Here is an 18,253-nt window from a genome sequence, read left to right as displayed (position 1 = left end):
GAGGATGGCGGCATGTCCTCCTCCTTCACCGCCCGCGCCGGCCGGCCCGGACGCCCGGGCCGCACCCCGGCCGAGTGGGTGCGGCTCGCCGTGGCCGCTTCTTACGGCACCGCCGTCCTCGTGACGACCGCGATCGTCCTCGGATACGACCTGTTCGCCGACGACCCGGGCTTCATCGGCATCTGGCTCCTCCTGATCACCGCGCCGCTGTCGATGGTGGGCATGTACCTCCTGGATTATCTCGGGAACATGCCGGACGCCCTCGGCACCTTCATGCTCTACGCCGTGACGACCGTGTCCGGCGCCCTGCAGACCTGGCTGCTGTGGCCCCCGCGCAGGCCCCGCCGCCGCGAGGCGGAGGCTCCGCCCGCGTAGCCGGCGCCGTCAGCGCAGGTGGCGGTGGAGGGTGAGCGCGGCCAGCACGGCGGCGGCCCCGCACAGGGCGATGACCTGCGACGGGGCCAGCAGGCCGCCGAGCGCGCCGGCGCCGCCGATCGCCGCGGCCTGGCCGGTCATGATCCCCGTGTTCGCCAGCCCGATCGCCTGGCCGCGGACCTCCTCCGGCGCCGCGTCCACCAGCCGGCGCTGGAGCGGCAGGTCGTAGCCGAGCCCCACCGTCCCGGCCAGCATCAGCGCGCAGGCCGCCGGCAGCGGCGGGTGCAGGACGAACAGCAGCAGCGGCGCGCCCGTCAGCAGCGCCAGCGGGAAGGTCAGCCGGTCGCGCAGGTCCGGCCGGATCCAGCGGCCGATCAGCAGGTTGCCCGCGAACATCCCGGCCGCGGCCGACGACAGCATCAGCCCCGCCGCCGCCGGATCGCCCAGCTCGCCCGCATACGGGATCGCCATCCCCTCCGACCCGACGGACAGCGACAGCGGCACCCAGAACGCCAGCAGCAGGCCGCGCGTCGTGCGGTCGCCGAGCAGGCGCCGGTTCACCCGCCAGGTCTCGCGGGCCACCCCGGAGCCCCCGCGGTTCGGCGCCGGCACGTCCGGCAGGCCGGACCGGGCGAGCGCCGCGGCGACGGCGGCGCTGCCCGCGGCCAGCCAGAGCGTCCCCGCCGGGGACAGCGCCGCCAGCATCAGCCCGCCGGCCGCCTGCCCGGCGATCTGCGCCCCGGCGGACGTCATCGTGAACAGCGACCGGCCCAGCACGAACCCGTCGCCCGGCAGCAGGGCGGGCAGCCGGCCCTGCACGGTCGCGCCGCCGACCGGCGCGAACAGCCCCAGCAGCGTGATCAGCGCGATCGTCGCCGGGAGCGGGACGACGCCGCACGCCAGCACGGCCGTGACCGCGAGGCGCAGCAGGTGGTAGCCGGTGAGCAGCCGCCGCATCGGGACCCGGTCGGCCAGCGACAGCAGCAGCGCGCCGCCGACGACGTACGGGAGCATGCCCGCGCAGAACACCAGCGCGGCGGCGAGCGTGGACCCGGTCTGCTCGAACGCCTGCACCGACAGCGCGATCGTCCGGATCGAGTCGCCGGCCACCAGCAGCGTCTGCAGGCCGAACAGGGTGCGGAACTCGGGGACGCCGAAGACGTCGCGGTACCGCGCGGACGCGGCCCGCCCGGCGGAGGCGGAGGGTGCCGTCATGGCGACCAGGCTCCGCCGCGCGCCCCGCCGGGGGACAATGTTTCGGGGAGGAACGAAACATGTACCGGATCGAGGTGGGGCAGGGCGACCTCGCGGCCGGCCGCTTCGGGATCGCGCCGCTGCACGAGGCGATCACCGCGATCGGCCTCGCCGCCGGCCGCACGCCCGCCGGCCCCGTCCGCCCCTGGGTGGAGCTGGCGCGCCCCAGGTACGCGGCGATCGCCGCCGACCCCGCCGTCCGGGCGCTGGCCTTCCTGCGGCGCCGCCACGGCTACATGGCCGACTTCATCCAGCCGCCGCCCGCGCGCCCGAACCTCACCGTCGCCGAGCAGCTCGCCGTCGCCCGCGCCACACCCCTCGAACAGGCCCGCGAGGAGATCGCACGCAACCTCGACGGCCTCCCAGCGCCCGAGGAAGACGTCCGGGATGTCCTGGACGCCCCCGACGTCGTGCGGCGCCTCAGCGACGCGCTGGAGGCCGCGTGGGGCACCCTCGTCGAGCCGGACTGGCCGGTGCTGCGCTCGATCCTGGAGCAGGACATCGTGCACCGCGCCGGACGGCTCGCCGCCTACGGCTGGGCGGAGGCCCTCGACGGCCTGTCCCGGCAGGTCCGGTGGCGCGGCGGCGCGATCGAGGTCGACATCCCGGATGAGGGCGCGTACCGGCTGGACGGCGCCGGGCTGATGTTCGTCCCGACCGTGTTCTCCGAGCTGGGCGTCGCGCTGGAGCGGGCCTGGCCGTACACGCTGATGTACCGGGCCAGGGGAGTGGCGGCGCTGTGGGAGGGCCGGGAGCCGCGCGAGGACGACGCGCTCGCCCGGCTGCTCGGCCGCACCCGCGCCGACCTGCTGCGCGCCCTGGCCGAGCCCGCCACGACGACCTGGCTCGGCGCCCGGCTGCGGCTGAGCCTCGGCGGCGTCGGCGACCACCTCGCGGTGCTGCGCGCGTCCGGGCTCGTCACCCGCGAGCGCAGCGGCAGGTCCGTGCTGTACCGGCGGACGGCCGTGGGGGACGTGCTGGTCGGCGCCTCGTGAGGCCGCCCCGGTGATCGCCGGGACGGCCGCACGGGGCGGACCGGCGCGGCGGCGTCAGATGCCGAACTCGGGGACGACCGTGGCGCGGGCCAGCGTGTGCGCGGTGATGTTGAAGCCCGCGACGGCCGGGGAGACGTCGGAGTCGATCCCGAGCGACTCCACGTCCAGCGCGTGCACCGTGAACACGTACCGGTGCGGGTCGCCGGGCGGCGGCGCGGCGCCGCCGAAGTCCTTGCTGCCGAAGTCGTTGCGGGCGTGGATCCCGATCTTGGAGTCGGCGGTGCCCGCGCCCGCCGGCAGCTCGGTGACGTCCGCCGGGATGTCGAACAGCGTCCAGTGCCAGAATCCGCTGCCGGTGGGGGCGTCGGGGTCGTAGCAGGTCACGGCGAAGCTCCTGGTCTCCGCCGGGAAACCCGACCAGCTCAGGTGCGGCGACAGGTTCGCGCCGTCGAATCCCCAGCCGTTGTAGACGTGCTTGTCGCCGAACCGCTCGCCGTCGGTGACGTCGTCGCTGGTCACGGTGAACGACGGCACCTCGGGCAGGTGCTCGTGCGGAAGTGGTGCCCGGCCGGCCATGGCGACCTCCTCGTCAAAGGATCAGTTGTCACTCCATCTCTATCAGGCGGGTCAGGTCTTGACGGCGCCCATGGTGAACCCGGTGACGAACCGGTCCAGGAACAGGTTGAACAGGAACGCGATCGGCACCGCGGTGATCACCGTGGCGGCCTGCAGCGACTGCCAGAAGAACACGTCCCCGCGCACCAGCTGCGTCGGGACGCCGGTGCTGACGACCATCTGCGGGCTCGCCGACACGAACGCCAGCGCGTACACGAACTCGCTGGCCGTGAGCGTGAAGCTGAACACCACTACCGCGACGATCCCGGGGAACACCAGCGGCAGCACGGCGCGCAGGAACGCGCCGAGCCTGCTGTAGCCGTCCACCATCGCCTGCTCCTCGACGTCCTTCGGGACGGCCCGCAGGAACCCGATCAGCAGCCACACCGACACCGGCACGGTGATCGTCGGATACACGACGATCATCGACCAGAGGCTGTCCTCCAGGTGCAGCCACACCACGACACGGGTCAGCGACAGGAACAGCAGCGACGGCGGCACCAGGTAGACCATGAAGATCCCGATGCCCATCGGGGTGCCCCACGGCCGGTCCAGCCGCGCCAGCGAGTACGCGGCGGGCAGCGCGAGCAGCAGCGTGATCACCACGACGAGCGCCCCGACGATCAGCGTGTTCGCCACGAACGTCAGGAACGGGGTGTCGGTGAACAGGAACGTCACATGGTCGGGCGTCGCCGGCTTGTTGAAGAAGAACGGATTGCTGTCCGGGTCGTACAGGTCCTGGTTCTGCTTGAACGCGCTGACGAGGCTCCACAGGAACGGCAGCGCGCACACCAGCGCCGCCAGGACCGCCGCCCCGTACACGCCGCACCGCGCCGCCACGTGCCGCAGCGCATAGTGCCGCCGCAGCCGCTCGACCTCCCGGGCGCCCCGCCGCGCGGGCCCCGCCGCGGCGGTCACTGCGGCTCCAGCCTTCGGACGGCGCGCAGGATCGCGACCGCGCCCGCGAGCAGCAGCGGGAACAGGAACAGCGCGATCGCCGCGCCCTGCCCGACGTCGCCGCCCTCGATGCCCCGGAAGTACGCCCACGACGCCAGCACGTCCGTGGAGTGCGTCGGCCCGCCGCGCGTCAGCACGTACGGGACGGTCATGTCGGTGAACGTCATGATCGCGCCGAACAGCCCGGCGACCGCGATCACCGGCAGCGTCAGCGGGATCGTCACCTCGAACATCCGCCGCCAGAACCCGGCGCCGTCGATCCGGGCCGCCTCGTCGATGTCGCGCGGGATCGCCACCAGCCCCGCCATCATGATCACCGCGGCGAGCGGGGTCAGCCGCCACGCCTGCACCGCGACCACCGAGCCCATCGCCGTCCACGGCCGGCCGAGCCACACCACGTTCCCGCTGATCAGCCCCGCGTGCCGGAGCACCCAGTCGACGGGGGAGTAGATCGAGTCCAGGAACCACAGCCACGAGATCGTCGACAGCGCGACCGGCGTCGTCCACGGCAGCAGCACCAGGAACCGGACGAACCACTTGCCGTGGAAGTCGGCGACCAGGACGTTCGCGAGGATCTTCCCGAACACCACGATCAGCACCATGCTGGCCCCGGTGAACACCAGGGTGTTCACCAGCGCCCGCCAGAACACCCCGTCGTGGAAGATCTCGGTGAAGTTGCGGAACCCGACGAAATCGAACGACGGGTCGCCGGTCGTCACGTCGGAGAACGCGAACGCGACGGCCAGCAGGAACGGCACGCCGACCAGCGCGACGATGTAGACGACCGACGGCAGCAGCAGCGCCCACGCCAGGAACCCGTCCCGGTCGGCGAGGCCCGCCCGGGTCCGCGCCCGGCGCCGGACGGCGGGCGCGGCCGTCACCGCGCGCCCCCGATCGTCTCCGGCTCCGCCCGCACGCCCTCCGCCGCGTCGAAGAACCGCAGCCGCTCCGCCTCCACCGCGAACGCGTGCGTCTCGCCCGCCGCGATCGGCGTGACCACCGTCGCGGGCAGCCGAGCGATCACCCGGGTGTCCTCGCCGAGGCCCGTCACCGTCCCGTACACGTGCCGGTCGCCGGACAGGTACTCCATCCGCTCGACGCTCAGCGGCATCGTCACCCGCCGGCCCGCCGGGACGACCTCCGCGGGCAGCAGGTGCTCCGGCCGGAAACCGACCAGCCGGTCACCGCGCTTCACCAGGTTCATCGGCGGCGACCCGATGAACGTCGCGACGAACGTGTCGGCCGGGTCGTCGTACACCTCCTGCGGCGTCCCGGCCTGCCGCACCCGGCCGTGCTCCAGCACCGCGATCCGGTCGCCGAGGCCCATCGCCTCGGCCTGGTCGTGCGTCACGTAGATCGTCGTCGTGCCGACCCGCTCCTGGAACCGCTTCAGCTCGTCGCGCGCCGTCGCCCGCATCTTCGCGTCCAGGTTCGACAGCGGCTCGTCCAACAGGAACACCGCCGGGTCCCGGACCAGCGCCCGCGCCAGCGCGACCCGCTGCCGCTCACCGCCCGACAGCTGCCGCGGCTTGCGGCGCAGCAGCGGCTCGATCTCCAGCAGCTCCGCCGCCCAGCGCGCCTTCTCCGCCCGCTCCGCCTTGTCCATCCGCTCGGCCCGCAGCGGGAAGACGATGTTGTCCCGCACCGTCTTGTGCGGGTACAGGGCGTACGACTGGAACACCATCGCGATCTGCCGGACCCGCGGCGGCAGCCCGTTCACCACGTTCCCGCCGATCAGCACCTCGCCCTCCGTCGGCTGCTCCAGGCCCGCGATCGTGCGCAGCAGCGTCGTCTTCCCGCACCCCGACGGCCCGAGCAGCACCAGGTACTCGCCGGGCTCCGCCGCGAGGTCCACCCCGTCCAGCGCCCGCACCGCGTCCCCGCGCCGGCGCCGCCGCGCCCGCACATGCCCGTCGAACGTCTTCACCAGGCCCTTGACCTCGACCGTGTTCATAGGGCGTTCAGCCGCCCACGAGGCCGCGGCCGCGCCAGTTCTTGAAGATCGCGTCGATCTGGCGCTCGGCGTCCGCGACGGCCCGCCGCGGGGACGCCTGGCCGCGCGCGGCGCGGCCGAACATGGTGGGCAGCAGGTTGGTGTTGAAGATCTCGCCGATCGCCGGGTTCGACGGGCCCGGATAGCCGATGTTCGCGCTCCACGACGTCGCGCTCTTCAGCAGGCTCAGCTTGTTCGCCGGCTTCGCCCCGTACGGGTCGGCGTCGAGCCAGCCGTTCAGCTGCGGGACCAGCGACGGCCACCCCGGCAGGTCGTACAGCTCCGAGTTGTAGGTGACGGCCGGGAAGTTCGCCGTGTAGTGCAGCAGGAACTCCTTGGCCGCCGCCGCGTTCGGCGAGTACTTCGGGACGATCCACTGCTGGATGACGTGCTGCGCCGCCAGCGCCGCCTTAGGACCGCGCAGCGCCGGGGTGAAGAAGATGTCGTCGCCGATCGTCCGGTTGGTGCCCATCGCGGTCCGCCACGCGGAGATCGAGTTCAGGATGTAGGACGACTTGCCCGCGATCAGCGCCTGGTTGTTGGACGCCGGCACCCACGAGAACACCTCGCTGGTCTCCGCCTGCTTGAACAGGTGGGCCATGTACTCCACGGCCGCGACGGTCGCGTCGGAGTTGATCGCGACCCGCTCGTTCTCGTCCTGGACGGACCCGCCGAACGACCACAGCAGCGCCCGCGCCGCCATGTTCGAGTCGGTCTCGGGGGACAGCCCGATCCCGCACGGCACCCCGGTCGTCTTCTTGATCTCGGTGGCGCCGCGGAGCAGGTCGTCCCAGCTGGCGGGGCCGTTCGGCATGCCCGCCTTCTGCCACATCGACTTGCGGTAGTCGCCGGGGTCGGGCGACCAGCCGGGGCAGTAGGCGTAGAAGTGCTTGGTGTTGGGGTTGTAGCTGGACTTGCGGCACAGTTCGAGCTGCTGGCCCCAGCGCCGGTTCGCCTCCTGCACCACGTCCGCCATGTCCAGCACGGACGGCTCGTACTGCGAGAAGGGCGCGATGTGCTGGATCAGGTCGTGGCCCTTGCCCGCCTGGATCTCCGACGCGGCGCGGCGCGGCACGTCCACCGTGTTGATGTGGTCGACGCGGACCTTGACGCCGACCCGCTTCCCCCAGTCGGCGAGGAACCTGTCGAACCACTTGTCGTGCCGCGGGATGAAGTGGCTCCACATCAGGATGCTGAGGGAACCGCCCAGCTTCGACGCGGGGGAGCTGAACACCTCCTTCGGCGCCTTGCCGGTGGCCTTCGCCTCCGGCCCGCTGCTCTCGCTGGCGCAAGCCGCCAGCACGCCGTAGCCGCCCGCGGCGAGCGCCGTGGAGGACAGGAAGCCGCGTCTGCTGAGCCCGTGCCCGGTGGGCGGGTGCGCGCCGAGTCCGTGCCGGCTGGGGTCGGGGATGTCGAGCGGGTCGGCCATGGGGAGTCTCCCTCGCCGCTGGAGGTCTCCCCTCGACGGTAGATCCGCCGGGGCGTCTCATCCAGAGACGATCCGGTAACTCCCCGTAACTCTGGCCGCGCCCGTCACAGCCGCATCCGCTGTGACGCGGATCACTTCCCGGCGGCCTCGCTGTAGGCCTCGATGACCTCTTCCGGGTCGCCGTCCATCCGCATCCGGCCCTCGTCGATCCAGATGACCCGGTCGCACATCTCCTTGACCGTGTCCAGCTGGTGCGCGACGAGGAAGACCGCGCCGGCCTCCTTGCGCAGCTCCTCGATCCGCTTCTTGCTCTTGCGCTTGAACTTGGCGTCGCCGGTGGCGAGCGCCTCGTCGATCAGCAGCACGTCGTGGGTCTTCGCCGCGGCGATCGCGAACCGGAGCCGCGCCCCCATGCCGGACGAGTACGTCCGCATCGGGTACTGGATGAACCCCTCCTTGAGGCCCGCGAAGTCCACGATCTTCTGGTACTGGGCCTTCGTCTGCGACGGGGTCATCCCCATCGCCAGGCAGCCGAGGACGATGTTGCGCTCGCCCGTCAGGTCCTTCATCAGGGCCGCGTTCACGCCGAGCAGGGACGGCTGGCCGTCGGTGTACACCGCGCCGCTGTGCGGCGGCAGCAGCCCCGCGATCGCCTTCAGCAGCGTCGACTTGCCGGAGCCGTTGGTGCCGATGATCCCGACCGCCTCGCCGCGGTACGCGACGAACGACAGCCCCTTGATCGCGTGGACCTCCTTCATCGAAGGACGGTTCTTGCGGCGCAGCACCCGGGAGAACGCGCTGGCGGCGTTGCCCTTCCCGCCCGCGCCGTACACGCGGTAGATGATGTGCAGGTCGTCGACGACGACGATCGGCTCGCGCGTGGGGTCGACGTCGACGACCGTCCCGCCGCGCACCTTGGTGTCAGCCACGGCCGTAACGCTCCTCGGCGGTGAAGAAGAACAGGAACCCGCCGATCAGCGCGACCGCCGACCACGCACCCGCGTAGATCCACAGCTGGGTCGTGGACTCGGTCAGTTTGTGGTGCACGAAGTGGCGGTACTGGCCGAGCAGCTGGTGCCGGCTCAGCTCCACGTAGACGTAGGCGGGGTTGGCCTTGAGGATGTCGCCGATCCACGGATGCGCCTTGAGCGCGTGGCTGCGGTGCAGCAGGTCCGGGAGGCTGAAGATCACGCCGGACAGGTAGAGCCACGTCCGCATGATGAACGGCAGCAGCTGGCTGACGTCCCGGTTGAAGGCGCCGAGCCGCGCCATCACCATGCTGATCCCGACGTTGAACATCAGCTGCAGCAGCAGCACCGGGATGAACATCACCATCTGGACGTCGAGCGGCTCACCGAACGCGAACACGATGCCGAGCAGCACGACCAGCGACAGCAGGAGCTGCTGGAACTCCACGGTCGCGATGGCGAGCGGCAGCGTCGCGCGCGGGAAGTGCAGCGCCCTGATCAGCGACAGGTTGTCGCCGACCGACTTGGACCCCGAGGTGATCGAGCGCTGGGTGAACCCGAACATGAACACGCCCGTCACAAGGAAGGGAATGAAGTCCGGGACGCCCCGCTTGGTGTTGAGCAGGACGCCGAAGATCAGGTAGTAGACCGAGACGTTCAGGATCGGGGTCAGCAGCTGCCAGACCTGACCCAGTCGCGAGTCGGTGTACATCGAGATGTTCTTGGCCGAGGCGAACGCCCAGATGAAGTTGCGCCTCGCCCACACACTCTGGATGTACTTGCGCAGCGGGGGACGTGCCGCGCTCTGCCTCAATCCGTACCGTGCGGCGTAGGCGGCCAGCGTCTCGTTCACGTGAGGAGACTCCGCGATCGTGCCGACCGACTCGCCACCCGATGAACCGAGCCGTTGCGGGTGACTCATGCCGGGAAGCCTATTGCAGTCGATGATGTGTCAGTGACGTTCACCCGCATGTGACCCCCGAACTGAGATCATTACGGAATCTTGTCGTCGCCCCTGGGGATACCCGGGGCATGCGGTCCAACCATTCTCGGTCACTGCCCGTGCTGCGCTCACCCGGGTCCCCTCCGTCCGCCCGCCCCTGGTCGCGAACCGGCGCCCGCAACGCCTCCCGGGCCTGGCCGCGAACCGGCTCCCCGCCCTGGTCGCGCGGCCCGTACCGGGCGCTGCTCGGCCGGCTCGGACGGGCGGACCGGTGGGCGTTCGACCGGGTCGCCGCGGCCCGGCTGCCCGGCCTGGAGTACGTCCTGCCCCGGCTGTCGCGGACCGCCGACCACGGCGTGCTGTGGTTCACCACGGCGGCGGCGCTCGGGCTCACCCGGCGGCCCCGGCTGCGGCGCGCCGCGCTGCGCGGGTCGATCGCGATCGCGGTGGCGAGCCCGGTGGTGAACATCCTCGGCAAGCAGGCGTTCCGGCGGGCGCGCCCGGTCGTGGACCTGGTGCCGCCCATCCGGATCCGGTGGAAGCTGCCGACCTCGCACGCCTTCCCGTCCGGGCATTCGGCGTCCGCCGCCGCCTTCGCGGCCGGGGTGGCGCTGGAGGCGCCCGCCGCGGTCGCGGCACCGGTCGCGGTGACCGCCGCCGCCGTCGCGTTCGCCCGCGTCTACACCGGCGCGCACTACCCCGGCGACGTCCTCGCGGGCCTCGGCATCGGCGCGCTGGCCGGAGCGGGCACGCGGCTGGTGTGGCCCGCGCGCCCTCCGGTGGCCCGCGTGACCCGGGCCGAGGGCGAGGACGTCCAGGTCACCGATGACGGGCGCGGCCTCGTCGCGGTCGTCAACCCCGGCTCCGGCGGCGCGGGCGAGGCGACCCGGGGGATCCTGCCCGGCAGCGCCGAAGTGGCGGCCGGGCTGCTGGAGCGCGAGCTCCCCGCGGCGGAGCTCATCGTGCTGGAGCCCGGCCAGGACCTGCGGAAGGCGTTCGCGGAGGCCGCCGAGCGGGCGGACGTCCTCGGCGTCGTCGGCGGCGACGGCACCGTCAACGCGGCCGCGCGCGCCGCGCTCGACCACGACGTCCCGCTGCTGGTCGTGCCCGGCGGGACGTTCGACCACTTCGCCCGGGCTCTCGGCATCGAGGCGCCGGCGCAGGCGATCGCCGCGTACCGGGCCGGGCGGCTCGGCCGCGTGGACGTCGCCTACGCGGCGCACGCGGCGCCCGGATCCGGCGAGGGTGACGAGCGGCTGTTCCTGAACACGGCGAGCTTCGGCGCCTACACCGAGCTGGTCGACCGGCGCGAACGGCTGGAGAAGCGGCTCGGCAAGTGGCCCGCGCTGGCCGTCGCCGCCGTCCGGACGCTGCGGCACGCCGAGCCCGTTGACGCCGTCGTGGACGGGCACCGGCGGCACGTGTGGCTGGCGTTCGTCGGCAACGGCATGTTCGGCTCGCACGGCGCCGCGCCGACCTGGCGGGAGCGCCTCGACGACGGGTGCCTCGACGTCCGGATGGTCGCGACCGGCCGGCGCCTGCCCCGCGTCCGCGCGGTCGCCGCGGTCCTCGCCGGGCACCTGCACCTCACGCCCGGCTACCGGGCCTGGCGCGCCGGCGGCCTGGAGGTGCTGGCGGCGGCCGGCGAGCTGCGGCTGGCGCGGGACGGCGAGGTGTCACCGGTGCCCCCGCAGATCCGGTTCGGCAAGCACCCGCGGGCCCTCGCCGTCTTCCGTCCCGACGCCTGACCGCGGCCTGACGTTCGGTGAAGCTTCCCCGGCCTGTAACCCGGGCGCGACGGCGGGAGCCGGTTCTCAGCCGAACGCGAGGCCGAGGGAGCGGAGACCGACGACCACCGGCGAGCCGTTGTAGACCGGCTCGCCGGTGGTCGTGACGGTCCCGTAGCGGGCGCGCAGTTCCTGGAGGACGAGCCGCATCTCCATCCGGGCGAGCGCGGCGCCGAGGCAGAAGTGCGGGCCGTAACCGAACGCCAGACCCGGCGCCCCTGGACGTCTCATGACATCAAAACGGTCAACATTAGGCCCGAACGCCTCCGGATCACGGTTCGCCGACCCGTACAGAAGCATGACGTGATCGCCGGCCTCCACCTTCCGCCCGGCCAGGACGGCCGGGCGTGTCGCGGTGCGCAGGAAGTAGACGACCGGGGACGTCCAGCGCAGGATCTCCTCGATCGCCGTCGGCATCGCCTCCGGCCGCTTCATCGCCTCCCACTGGTCCGGGTTCTCCGCGAACGCCAGCAGCCCGCCGGAGATCGCGTGCCGGGTCGTCTCGTTGCCGGCGACGAGCAGCTGGATCAGGAACATCACCATCTCGATGTCGGTGAGCCGGTCCCCGTCCACCTCGGCCTGCGCGAGCTGGGAGATCACGTCGTCGCGCGGCGCGGCCCGCCGCTCGTTGGAGACCTCGACCAGGTAGAGGCCCGCCTCCATCCGCAGCGCGGCCCGCTCCTCGTCCGACAGCTCCGGCGCCGCCCCCGGGATGATGGACTCCGACCAGCGGAAGAACCGCGGCCAGTCGTCCTCCGGGATGCCGAGCAGCAGGCAGATCACCTGGAGCGGCAGCGGGACGGCCAGCTCCGCGACGACGTCGAACGGGCGGCCCGCCTCGACCGGCTCCAGCAGCGCGCGGATCCGCTCCCGGACCTCGCCCTCCAGCCGGCGCATCGCCGACGGCCGGAACGCGGGCGCGACCAGCCCCCGGTACCGGCCGTGCTCGGGCGGGTCCGTGTGCATGATCGTCGGCGGGGTGTCGAACGGCTTGCCGATCTCGTCGATCAGGATCCCGTCGCCCGACCGGTACGCCGCCGGGTCGCTCGCCACGGCGTGCACCGCCGCGTGCGACGCCGCCACCCACAGCGGCAGCGACGGATGCCGGACGAGCCCGCCCTCCGCGCGGACCTCCTCGTACAGCCCGTACGGATGGCCCTGCGCGTAGAACCCGTCGGGGAAGCCGCCCGGGATCACGGCAGGATGCCCTGCGGCCTCGGGATCCCGGCGTCGTCGCACATCGCGTAGTAGGCGTTGAGCGTGGACTCGCCGTCGGTGACGCCGGTGATGTTGCCGTCGGCGTCGTACTCGATGAACGCGCCTTCGAGGATGAACAGGATGTCGCTGTCCTCCTCGATGGTGAGGGTGTGGACGGAGCCGGGCGGCTCGTGGATGAAAGTCCCGGCGTGGTAGTCGATGCCGTACTCCTTGTAGCGCCACCGGCCGGAGAACGTGTAGGCGTGGACGCTGCCGGTGTGCTTGTGGGTGGGCAGCTGGAACCCGGCCTCGAACCGGTTGCGCACCACCCAGGTGTCCGGGGAGACCCTCAGGACCTGGAGGCCGACCGGGCCGATCGTGACCCAGGGGATGTCGTCGGAGTGGACGTGGCCGACCAGGGGACCGCTCGTCTCAGTCATGAAGCAAACGCTAGGTAGGCAATCGGGGACGCGCAAGACCCGCGATTCGCCGCGCCGCGCCCGGGTAGAAGACCGACGCCCGCGAACCGCTGGAGGAGGTACCCACATGGCGATGGGAGTCAGCCCCGCCGAGCTCACCGACGACGACCTGCTCCGGGAGCTGGGCCACCTGTACGAGACCCGGATGGACGCGCTCCGGCACGCCGCCGACCAGGCCTACGGCGAGCACACCCAGCGGACGGCCCAGCTGGAGGCCGAGTACCTGCGAAGGCGCCCGGCCCGCGAGATCGATCCGCAGCGCCTGCGCGAGGGCGCCCGCCTGCGCTGACCCGTCGACTGACCGAAGCCCCCACCACCGAACGCCGCCGCCCGGCCGCGCCACCGGCCGGGCGGTCGGCATGCCCGCGCCCGCCGCGCAGCGTCGTCCCCCGGGCTGATGTTCGTTTCCTTCCGGCAAAGGCGGGGGTGTCGGCCCGGAGAGGGGAGGAGGGTGCGGTGCCAGGATCCTGACGGGCGAGGACGCCCGGGATCCTCGGGGGGTGTGATCGGTGGGACGGACCCGGCGGGGGCGCCGCGGACGGGCGTCCGCGGACGAGCCAGGGCTGAGGGAGTGCGTGCGGCGCTGGTGGCCCTTCGCGGTCGGCGCGCTCGCGGCGACGGGCCTGCTGCTCGGCGTGTACCTGTGGGCTCCGCGCAAGACCGGCGCGTCGGCCGCCGCGGCCGGGCCGGCCCCGCGCGACTCCGCGCCGCCGGACACGTCCGCGCGTCCGATGGCGTCGTACACGACCCGGTTCCAGCCGGGGCAGCCGCGCGTCCGCAACATCGAGTTGGCCGCGCGGATGCTGGACGGCCAGGTCGTCCGGCCGGGCGCGACGTTCTCGTTCAACCGGATCGTCGGGCCGCGCACGCGGGGCCGCGGGTACGTCCCGGCGCCCGCGATCATGGGGTCGCGGCTGGTGAAGGACGTGGGCGGCGGCATCTGCCAGGTGTCCACGACGCTGTTCAACGCGGTGTTCCGGGCGGGCCTGGACATCCGGAAGGCGCGCGCGCACACCATGTGGATGCCGGAGTACCCGGAAGGCCGCGAGGCGGCGGTGGCCTACCCGAACCTCGACTTCACCTGGAAGAACGACACGGACGCGCCGGTGCGCATCCAGGTCGGCTATACGGGGGACTCGCTGACGGTGAGCCTGTGGGGGCACCGCCGGTACGAGGTCCGGTCGCGGACGTCGAAGCGGTACGGCTTCTCCCCGTACGAGACCGGTGTGGGACGCGGGCACAAGTGCGTCCCGATGGCGGGGCGGAAGGGCTTCAGCATCGACGTGTGGCGGACGCTGCTCGCCGCAGGCCACAGGGTCCACCGGGAGAAGTTCCACACCGAGTACCGCGCCCAGCCCGAGGTGACGTGCCTGTGACGGCGCGTGGCAGGGTGAGGGCATGAGCGTTCGCGAGGGAACGTACGAGCTGGGCCCCGGTGACGGGCGGCTGCTGCTCCGGACGAGCCGCAGCGGCCTCGGCCGGCGCGCCGGCCACGACCTGACCATCGAGGCGACCAACTGGACGGCGGAGGCGGTGGTCCGCGAGCCGCTGGAGGAGTCGTCCGGCAAGCTGGTCGTCGTGGTGGACGGCCTGGAGGTCCGGGAGGGCACCGGCGGCGTGAAGCCGCTGTCGGAGAAGGACCGGCTGGACATCGCGGACAACCTTCGCAAGGTGCTGGAGGCCCGCCACCACCCGGAGATCACCTTCACCGCGGCCGCGGTCCGCGCGCAGGCCGGGGAGATCGAGGGCGACCTGACCATCAGGGGCCGGACGAAGCCCGTCCGGGTCCGCGCCGAGCTCGACGGGGACCGGCTGCGCGGCGGGGCGACCGTGCAGCAGACCCGCTGGGGGGTCAAGCCGTTCTCGGCCTTCTTCGGCGCGCTGCGCCTCGCCGACGAGGTCGAGATCGAGTTCGACCTGCGCCTTCCGGTCGACGACTGAGCCTTCCGGTCGACGACCGAACCTCCCGGTCAACGACTGATCAACGCCGCCGCCGACCGGTCTCGGCGGAGTTCTGCCCCCACTAGTGTCCGAAGCTGCACATTTCAGGCATCGGGCCTCTGTGGGGGAATGCATGGCGGCGGTAAGCAGGCGGGACTTCGGCAAGGCGGCCGGGCTGGCCGGTCTCGGCGCGGCGGTGCCCGCGCTGGTGACGGGCTGCTCGTCCGGCGGTTCCGAGCGCGCCGCGCAGGCCGCCGCCGCACAGGCCGCGGCGACGCGGTCCTGGCGGGTGACCGGGACGGCGCTCGCCGGGCTCGGCAGCTTCGACGCGACGATGAAGAGCTTCATGCAGGCCCGCAACGTCCCCTCGGGGCAGCTCGCGGTCGTCCGCAAGGGCAAGCTGGTGCTGTCGCGCGGGTACACGTGGAGTTCCAGCACCGGCTTCACCACGCAGCCGACGACGCCGTTCCGCATGGCGAGCCTGAGCAAGCCGGTGACCGCGACGGCGGTCCTGCGGCTCGTCCAGGACGGAAAGCTGAAGCTCACCGACCGCGCCGCGACGCTGCTCGGCCTGCCGACCACCGCCGATCCGCGGCTGAAGGACGTCACTGTCCTGCGGCTGCTGCAGCACCTCGGCGGTTGGGACCGCGACATCACACCCGACCCGATGTTCCAGGACGCGGCGATCGCCAAGGCGCTCGGCCTCCCGCTGCCGGTGAAGCAGGCGAACATCATGAAGTACGTGTCGGCGCACAAGCTCGACCACGCGCCGGGCACCAAGTACGCCTACTCCAACTACGGCTTCATGCTGCTCGGCCGCATCATCGAGAAGGTCACCGGGCAGAGCTACGCGTCCTACGTGCAGAAGGCCGTGCTGGCGCCGCGCGGCATCAAGCGGATGAAGCTGGGCCACTCGCTCACCCCGGCGAGCGGCGAGGTCCACTACTACTCCGGCTACACGGCCCGGACCGTGTTCGACAACAGCGGCAAGACGGTGCCCACCCCCTACGGCGGCTTCAACCTGGAGAACATGGACTCGCACGGCGGCTGGCTCGCCACCGCGATGGACCTGACCCGGTTCGCCGGCATCTACGACGGCGGGACGAGCGTGCTGAACGCCACCTCCGTCAAGCGGGCGTTCACCAAGCCGGAGACCGGGATCAACGCCAACGGCTGGTACTACGGCTGCGGCTGGATGGTCCGGCCCGTCACCGGCGGCACCGGCATGAACACCTGGCACGACGGCAGCCTCGCCGGGACGAGCACGCTGCTCGTCCGCCGCAACGACGGCCTCGCCTGGGCCGTGCTGTTCGACCAGCGGCAGGAGGGCGGCGCGCCGAGCTACGGCGACATCGACCCGGCGCTGCACAAGGCCGCGAACGCGGTGAAGACCTGGCCGACGGGCGACCTCACCTCGAAGTACTTCTGACGCGGGCGGCGCGGGCGAACTGGTCGTCGAGCGTGCGCGGGAACGGCAGCATCCGGTGCCGTTCCCGCCACGGCGCGTACTGCCGGACGGCGTTGAACCCGGCGGCGGTGACGATCCGCTCGACGCCCGGTCCGGGCGGGCCCGCCGGGTAGGCGTCCAGGTGGGCGACCTCGGCGGGCAGGCCGTCCGGGCGGTGCGGCGAGACGAGCGTCAGCGGAGCGCCCGCGCCTTCCATGGCCGCCATGTCCCGCGCGTAGGCGACGAGTTCGAGCGTCTCGGCGTCCGGGCCGCTGTGGACGACCAGCCAGCCGTGGACGTCGAGCGTCCCGGACGGCGGGTCGTCCAGGACCAGCGGCGCGACCTCGGCGGACACCGCGCGGAGGTGCGCCTCCTGGGCGGGGTCGAGGGGTTCGAGGACGAATGTCCGGTCGAAGCGGGGCGGGTCGGCGGGGAGAAGCGGCAGGTAGGCGTCCCAGCGCAGCAGCCGCGCCAGATGCGTCACCCGGATGCCCGCCGGTATCCGGGTCAGCTCGCCCTTGAGGCCGGCGGGGAAGGCGTCCACGACCAGCTCGTCGGGCGCGAGCGCGGCCAGGCCGGTGGACGCGGGACGCACCGTCCAGCCGGACGACACGCGCGGGTCGGCGGCGAACGGCGAGTCCGTCAGGACGACGACCTCGTCGTCCACCGCCATGGTGTGCAGGAACGCGCGCAGCCGGGTGAGGTGCCCGAGCCCGCCGCCGGCCGCGTAGCAGGCGATCAACGCACCTCGCCGAGCACCGCGAGATACCCGGCGGTCTCGGCGGCCGGGGTGAAGTCGCGGGCGATCCGCTCGGCGCCCGCCGCGCCGAGCGCCGCCAGCTCCGCATCGCTCGCGGAGGCCGCCCGGCCGATCGCCGCGCGGCACGCGTGCGGGTCGCCGGCCGGGAACGCGAAGCCGATCGCGTCGTCCGCGACGTCGGCGAGGCCGCCCGCGTCCGAGCAGATCAGCGGCACGCCGAGCGCCGCCGCCTCCAGCGCCACGTTCGGCATCCCGTCATAGAACGACGGCAGCGCCGCGAAGTCGCAGCCCGCGTACACGGCGGGCAGGTCGTAGCGCTCCAGGAACGGCAGGAACGAGTGCGGGACGGTGTCCTTGCGTTCGGCGAGCCACGCCGTCACGGTCTCCTCGACCTCGCCGACGAGCACCAGGTGGAACCGGTCGGCTTGGCCGGACGCGACGAGCGCGTCCAGGAAGAACCCGACGCCCTTCTTGTTCTTCAGTTGCCCGATGAGCCCGATCGTGCGGCGTCCCGGCTCGACGTTCTCCGCCCGCCAGGCGCGCCCGCGCTCGCGCTCCGACGGCAGGACGCGCCACTGCGCGGTGTCGACGCTGTTCGCCACGAACGTCACCGCCGCGTCCGGGACCAGCGCCTTCACCAGCGGCATGTGGTCGCGCGCGACGACGCAGACCCGCGCCGAGGCGCGCAGCGCGTCCGCGAGGACGCCGCGCCGCCGCATCGAGAACACGCCGACGTCGATGTCGTTGCCGCGCAGCAGCGTGACCAGCGGCGCGTCCACCAGCCGGGCGAGGACGGGCGCGGCGAGCATCGAGTACGTGCCGCCGAACGCGACGACGTGCGTGTACGCGCCGGTGAGGCCCTCCGCGGTCAGCGTCGTCCACAGCCGGCGCAGCGCGTGCTCGGGGTCGTCGCCGAGCGGGGCGGTCAGCAGCCGGCCGCCGTGCTCGCGCGCCACGCCCCAGGGCCGCTCGCGCCGCGTCAGGTGCGCGACGTCCACCTCGACGCCCGCGCCGCGCAGCCCCCGGACGATCCGGTCGCACGAGTTGGCCATCCCGCCCTGGCTCGGCGGATAGTGCTCCGTCACCCAGAGGACACGGGTCATCAGCTGTCCG

At 72.7% G+C, this 18,253-nt stretch carries 19 protein-coding genes; 7 read left to right on the top strand and 12 right to left on the bottom strand.

Translation table 11 applies throughout. The features are described 5' to 3' along the window. Nucleotides 1-12 precede the first annotated feature (12 nt). Entirely contained in the window at nucleotides 13-375 is a 363-nt protein-coding gene (locus J4709_RS43925; protein ID WP_208251127.1) for an SCO4225 family membrane protein, read from the top strand. Between the two features lie 9 nt (nucleotides 376-384). Here the strand turns inward: J4709_RS43925 and J4709_RS43920 are convergent, their stop codons facing one another. After that, the gene (locus J4709_RS43920) at nucleotides 385-1,590 is read right to left on the bottom strand and encodes an MFS transporter (RefSeq protein ID WP_208251125.1); all 1,206 of its coding nucleotides are present in this window, start codon (nucleotides 1,588-1,590) and stop codon (nucleotides 385-387) included. A gap of 59 nt (nucleotides 1,591-1,649) precedes the next feature. On the opposite strand from J4709_RS43920, the gene J4709_RS43915 reads away from it, so the two are divergent. Beyond that, nucleotides 1,650-2,624, top strand: coding sequence for an ArsR/SmtB family transcription factor (locus tag J4709_RS43915; RefSeq protein WP_208251123.1), 975 nt, complete (start codon nucleotides 1,650-1,652; stop codon nucleotides 2,622-2,624). 54 nt (nucleotides 2,625-2,678) lie between these two features. Here J4709_RS43915 and J4709_RS43910 read toward each other — a convergent pair whose 3' ends face one another. The 7 genes from J4709_RS43910 to J4709_RS43880 all read right to left on the bottom strand — a co-directional run bounded on the left by J4709_RS43910 (nucleotide 2,679) and on the right by J4709_RS43880 (nucleotide 9,439). Further along, the gene (locus J4709_RS43910; protein WP_208251121.1) at nucleotides 2,679-3,200 is read right to left on the bottom strand and encodes a YbhB/YbcL family Raf kinase inhibitor-like protein; all 522 of its coding nucleotides are present in this window, start codon (nucleotides 3,198-3,200) and stop codon (nucleotides 2,679-2,681) included. Between the two features lie 51 nt (nucleotides 3,201-3,251). Then, complete coding sequence (locus J4709_RS55970; RefSeq protein WP_208251112.1) at nucleotides 3,252-4,157, bottom strand: carbohydrate ABC transporter permease; 906 nt, start codon at nucleotides 4,155-4,157, stop codon at nucleotides 3,252-3,254. Next, on the bottom strand, nucleotides 4,154-5,077 hold the full coding sequence (locus tag J4709_RS43900; protein ID WP_208251110.1) for a carbohydrate ABC transporter permease: 924 nt from the start codon (nucleotides 5,075-5,077) through the stop codon (nucleotides 4,154-4,156). Before J4709_RS43900 ends, J4709_RS55970 begins: the two co-directional genes overlap by 4 nt. Then, a complete protein-coding gene (locus tag J4709_RS43895) occupies nucleotides 5,074-6,150 on the bottom strand; it encodes an ABC transporter ATP-binding protein (protein ID WP_208251109.1) in 1,077 nt (358 codons plus the stop codon). Before J4709_RS43895 ends, J4709_RS43900 begins: the two co-directional genes overlap by 4 nt. Nucleotides 6,151-6,157: 7 nt before the next feature. Beyond that, a complete protein-coding gene (locus J4709_RS43890; RefSeq protein ID WP_208251107.1) occupies nucleotides 6,158-7,618 on the bottom strand; it encodes an ABC transporter substrate-binding protein in 1,461 nt (486 codons plus the stop codon). Nucleotides 7,619-7,749: 131 nt separating this feature from the next. Further along, entirely contained in the window at nucleotides 7,750-8,547 is a 798-nt protein-coding gene (locus J4709_RS43885; RefSeq protein WP_307802062.1) for an ABC transporter ATP-binding protein, read from the bottom strand. Next, a complete protein-coding gene (locus J4709_RS43880) occupies nucleotides 8,540-9,439 on the bottom strand; it encodes an ABC transporter permease (protein ID WP_307802061.1) in 900 nt (299 codons plus the stop codon). The genes J4709_RS43885 and J4709_RS43880 overlap by 8 nt, the downstream gene beginning before the upstream one ends. Before the next feature lie 209 nt (nucleotides 9,440-9,648). On the opposite strand from J4709_RS43880, the gene J4709_RS43875 reads away from it, so the two are divergent. Beyond that, nucleotides 9,649-11,277, top strand: a complete 1,629-nt coding sequence (locus J4709_RS43875) for a bifunctional phosphatase PAP2/diacylglycerol kinase family protein (protein WP_307802060.1) — start codon at nucleotides 9,649-9,651, stop codon at nucleotides 11,275-11,277. Nucleotides 11,278-11,343: 66 nt separating this feature from the next. Here J4709_RS43875 and J4709_RS55965 read toward each other — a convergent pair whose 3' ends face one another. Continuing rightward, nucleotides 11,344-12,513 (bottom strand): cytochrome P450, encoded by a 1,170-nt coding sequence (locus J4709_RS55965; RefSeq protein WP_208251096.1) that lies wholly within the window; start codon nucleotides 12,511-12,513, stop codon nucleotides 11,344-11,346. Next, nucleotides 12,510-12,953, bottom strand: coding sequence for a 2,4'-dihydroxyacetophenone dioxygenase family protein (locus J4709_RS43865; protein WP_208251094.1), 444 nt, complete (start codon nucleotides 12,951-12,953; stop codon nucleotides 12,510-12,512). Before J4709_RS43865 ends, J4709_RS55965 begins: the two co-directional genes overlap by 4 nt. Nucleotides 12,954-13,059: 106 nt before the next feature. On the opposite strand from J4709_RS43865, the gene J4709_RS43860 reads away from it, so the two are divergent. The 4 genes from J4709_RS43860 to J4709_RS43845 all read left to right on the top strand — a co-directional run bounded on the left by J4709_RS43860 (nucleotide 13,060) and on the right by J4709_RS43845 (nucleotide 16,362). After that, nucleotides 13,060-13,281, top strand: coding sequence for a DUF6158 family protein (locus J4709_RS43860; protein ID WP_173096599.1), 222 nt, complete (start codon nucleotides 13,060-13,062; stop codon nucleotides 13,279-13,281). A 286-nt stretch (nucleotides 13,282-13,567) separates the two neighbouring features. Beyond that, on the top strand, nucleotides 13,568-14,368 hold the full coding sequence (locus J4709_RS43855) for a VanW family protein (protein ID WP_208251092.1): 801 nt from the start codon (nucleotides 13,568-13,570) through the stop codon (nucleotides 14,366-14,368). Nucleotides 14,369-14,390: 22 nt separating this feature from the next. Further along, the gene (locus J4709_RS43850; protein WP_208251090.1) at nucleotides 14,391-14,933 is read left to right on the top strand and encodes a YceI family protein; all 543 of its coding nucleotides are present in this window, start codon (nucleotides 14,391-14,393) and stop codon (nucleotides 14,931-14,933) included. A gap of 133 nt (nucleotides 14,934-15,066) precedes the next feature. Further along, nucleotides 15,067-16,362 (top strand): serine hydrolase domain-containing protein, encoded by a 1,296-nt coding sequence (locus tag J4709_RS43845; protein ID WP_208251088.1) that lies wholly within the window; start codon nucleotides 15,067-15,069, stop codon nucleotides 16,360-16,362. On the opposite strand, the gene J4709_RS43840 is transcribed toward J4709_RS43845, so the two are convergent. Further along, complete coding sequence (locus J4709_RS43840) at nucleotides 16,343-17,122, bottom strand: hypothetical protein (RefSeq protein WP_208251085.1); 780 nt, start codon at nucleotides 17,120-17,122, stop codon at nucleotides 16,343-16,345. The two genes, J4709_RS43845 and J4709_RS43840, sit on opposite strands and share 20 nt — an antisense overlap. Then, nucleotides 17,119-18,243, bottom strand: coding sequence for a glycosyltransferase family 4 protein (locus J4709_RS43835; RefSeq protein ID WP_208251084.1), 1,125 nt, complete (start codon nucleotides 18,241-18,243; stop codon nucleotides 17,119-17,121). Before J4709_RS43835 ends, J4709_RS43840 begins: the two co-directional genes overlap by 4 nt. Between the last annotated feature and the right edge of the window lie 10 nt (nucleotides 18,244-18,253).

The organism is Actinomadura violacea (genome assembly GCF_017573465.1).
Taxonomy (GTDB): domain Bacteria; phylum Actinomycetota; class Actinomycetes; order Streptosporangiales; family Streptosporangiaceae; genus Spirillospora; species Spirillospora violacea.
Note: the sequence above shows the minus strand (reverse complement) of the source record. Positions and strands in the feature narration are given on the sequence as shown.

Coding starts and splice junctions, on each gene's coding strand:
- J4709_RS43925 (WP_208251127.1), top strand. CDS start 13: ATGTCCTCCTCCTTCACCGCCCGCGCCGGCCGGCCCGGACGCCCGGGC.
- J4709_RS43835 (WP_208251084.1), bottom strand. CDS start 18,243: ATGACCCGTGTCCTCTGGGTGACGGAGCACTATCCGCCGAGCCAGGGC.
- J4709_RS43850 (WP_208251090.1), top strand. CDS start 14,391: ATGAGCGTTCGCGAGGGAACGTACGAGCTGGGCCCCGGTGACGGGCGG.
- J4709_RS43890 (WP_208251107.1), bottom strand. CDS start 7,618: ATGGCCGACCCGCTCGACATCCCCGACCCCAGCCGGCACGGACTCGGC.
- J4709_RS43845 (WP_208251088.1), top strand. CDS start 15,067: ATGGCGGCGGTAAGCAGGCGGGACTTCGGCAAGGCGGCCGGGCTGGCC.
- J4709_RS43910 (WP_208251121.1), bottom strand. CDS start 3,200: ATGGCCGGCCGGGCACCACTTCCGCACGAGCACCTGCCCGAGGTGCCG.
- J4709_RS43865 (WP_208251094.1), bottom strand. CDS start 12,953: ATGACTGAGACGAGCGGTCCCCTGGTCGGCCACGTCCACTCCGACGAC.
- J4709_RS43920 (WP_208251125.1), bottom strand. CDS start 1,590: ATGACGGCACCCTCCGCCTCCGCCGGGCGGGCCGCGTCCGCGCGGTAC.
- J4709_RS43895 (WP_208251109.1), bottom strand. CDS start 6,150: ATGAACACGGTCGAGGTCAAGGGCCTGGTGAAGACGTTCGACGGGCAT.
- J4709_RS43915 (WP_208251123.1), top strand. CDS start 1,650: ATGTACCGGATCGAGGTGGGGCAGGGCGACCTCGCGGCCGGCCGCTTC.
- J4709_RS43860 (WP_173096599.1), top strand. CDS start 13,060: ATGGCGATGGGAGTCAGCCCCGCCGAGCTCACCGACGACGACCTGCTC.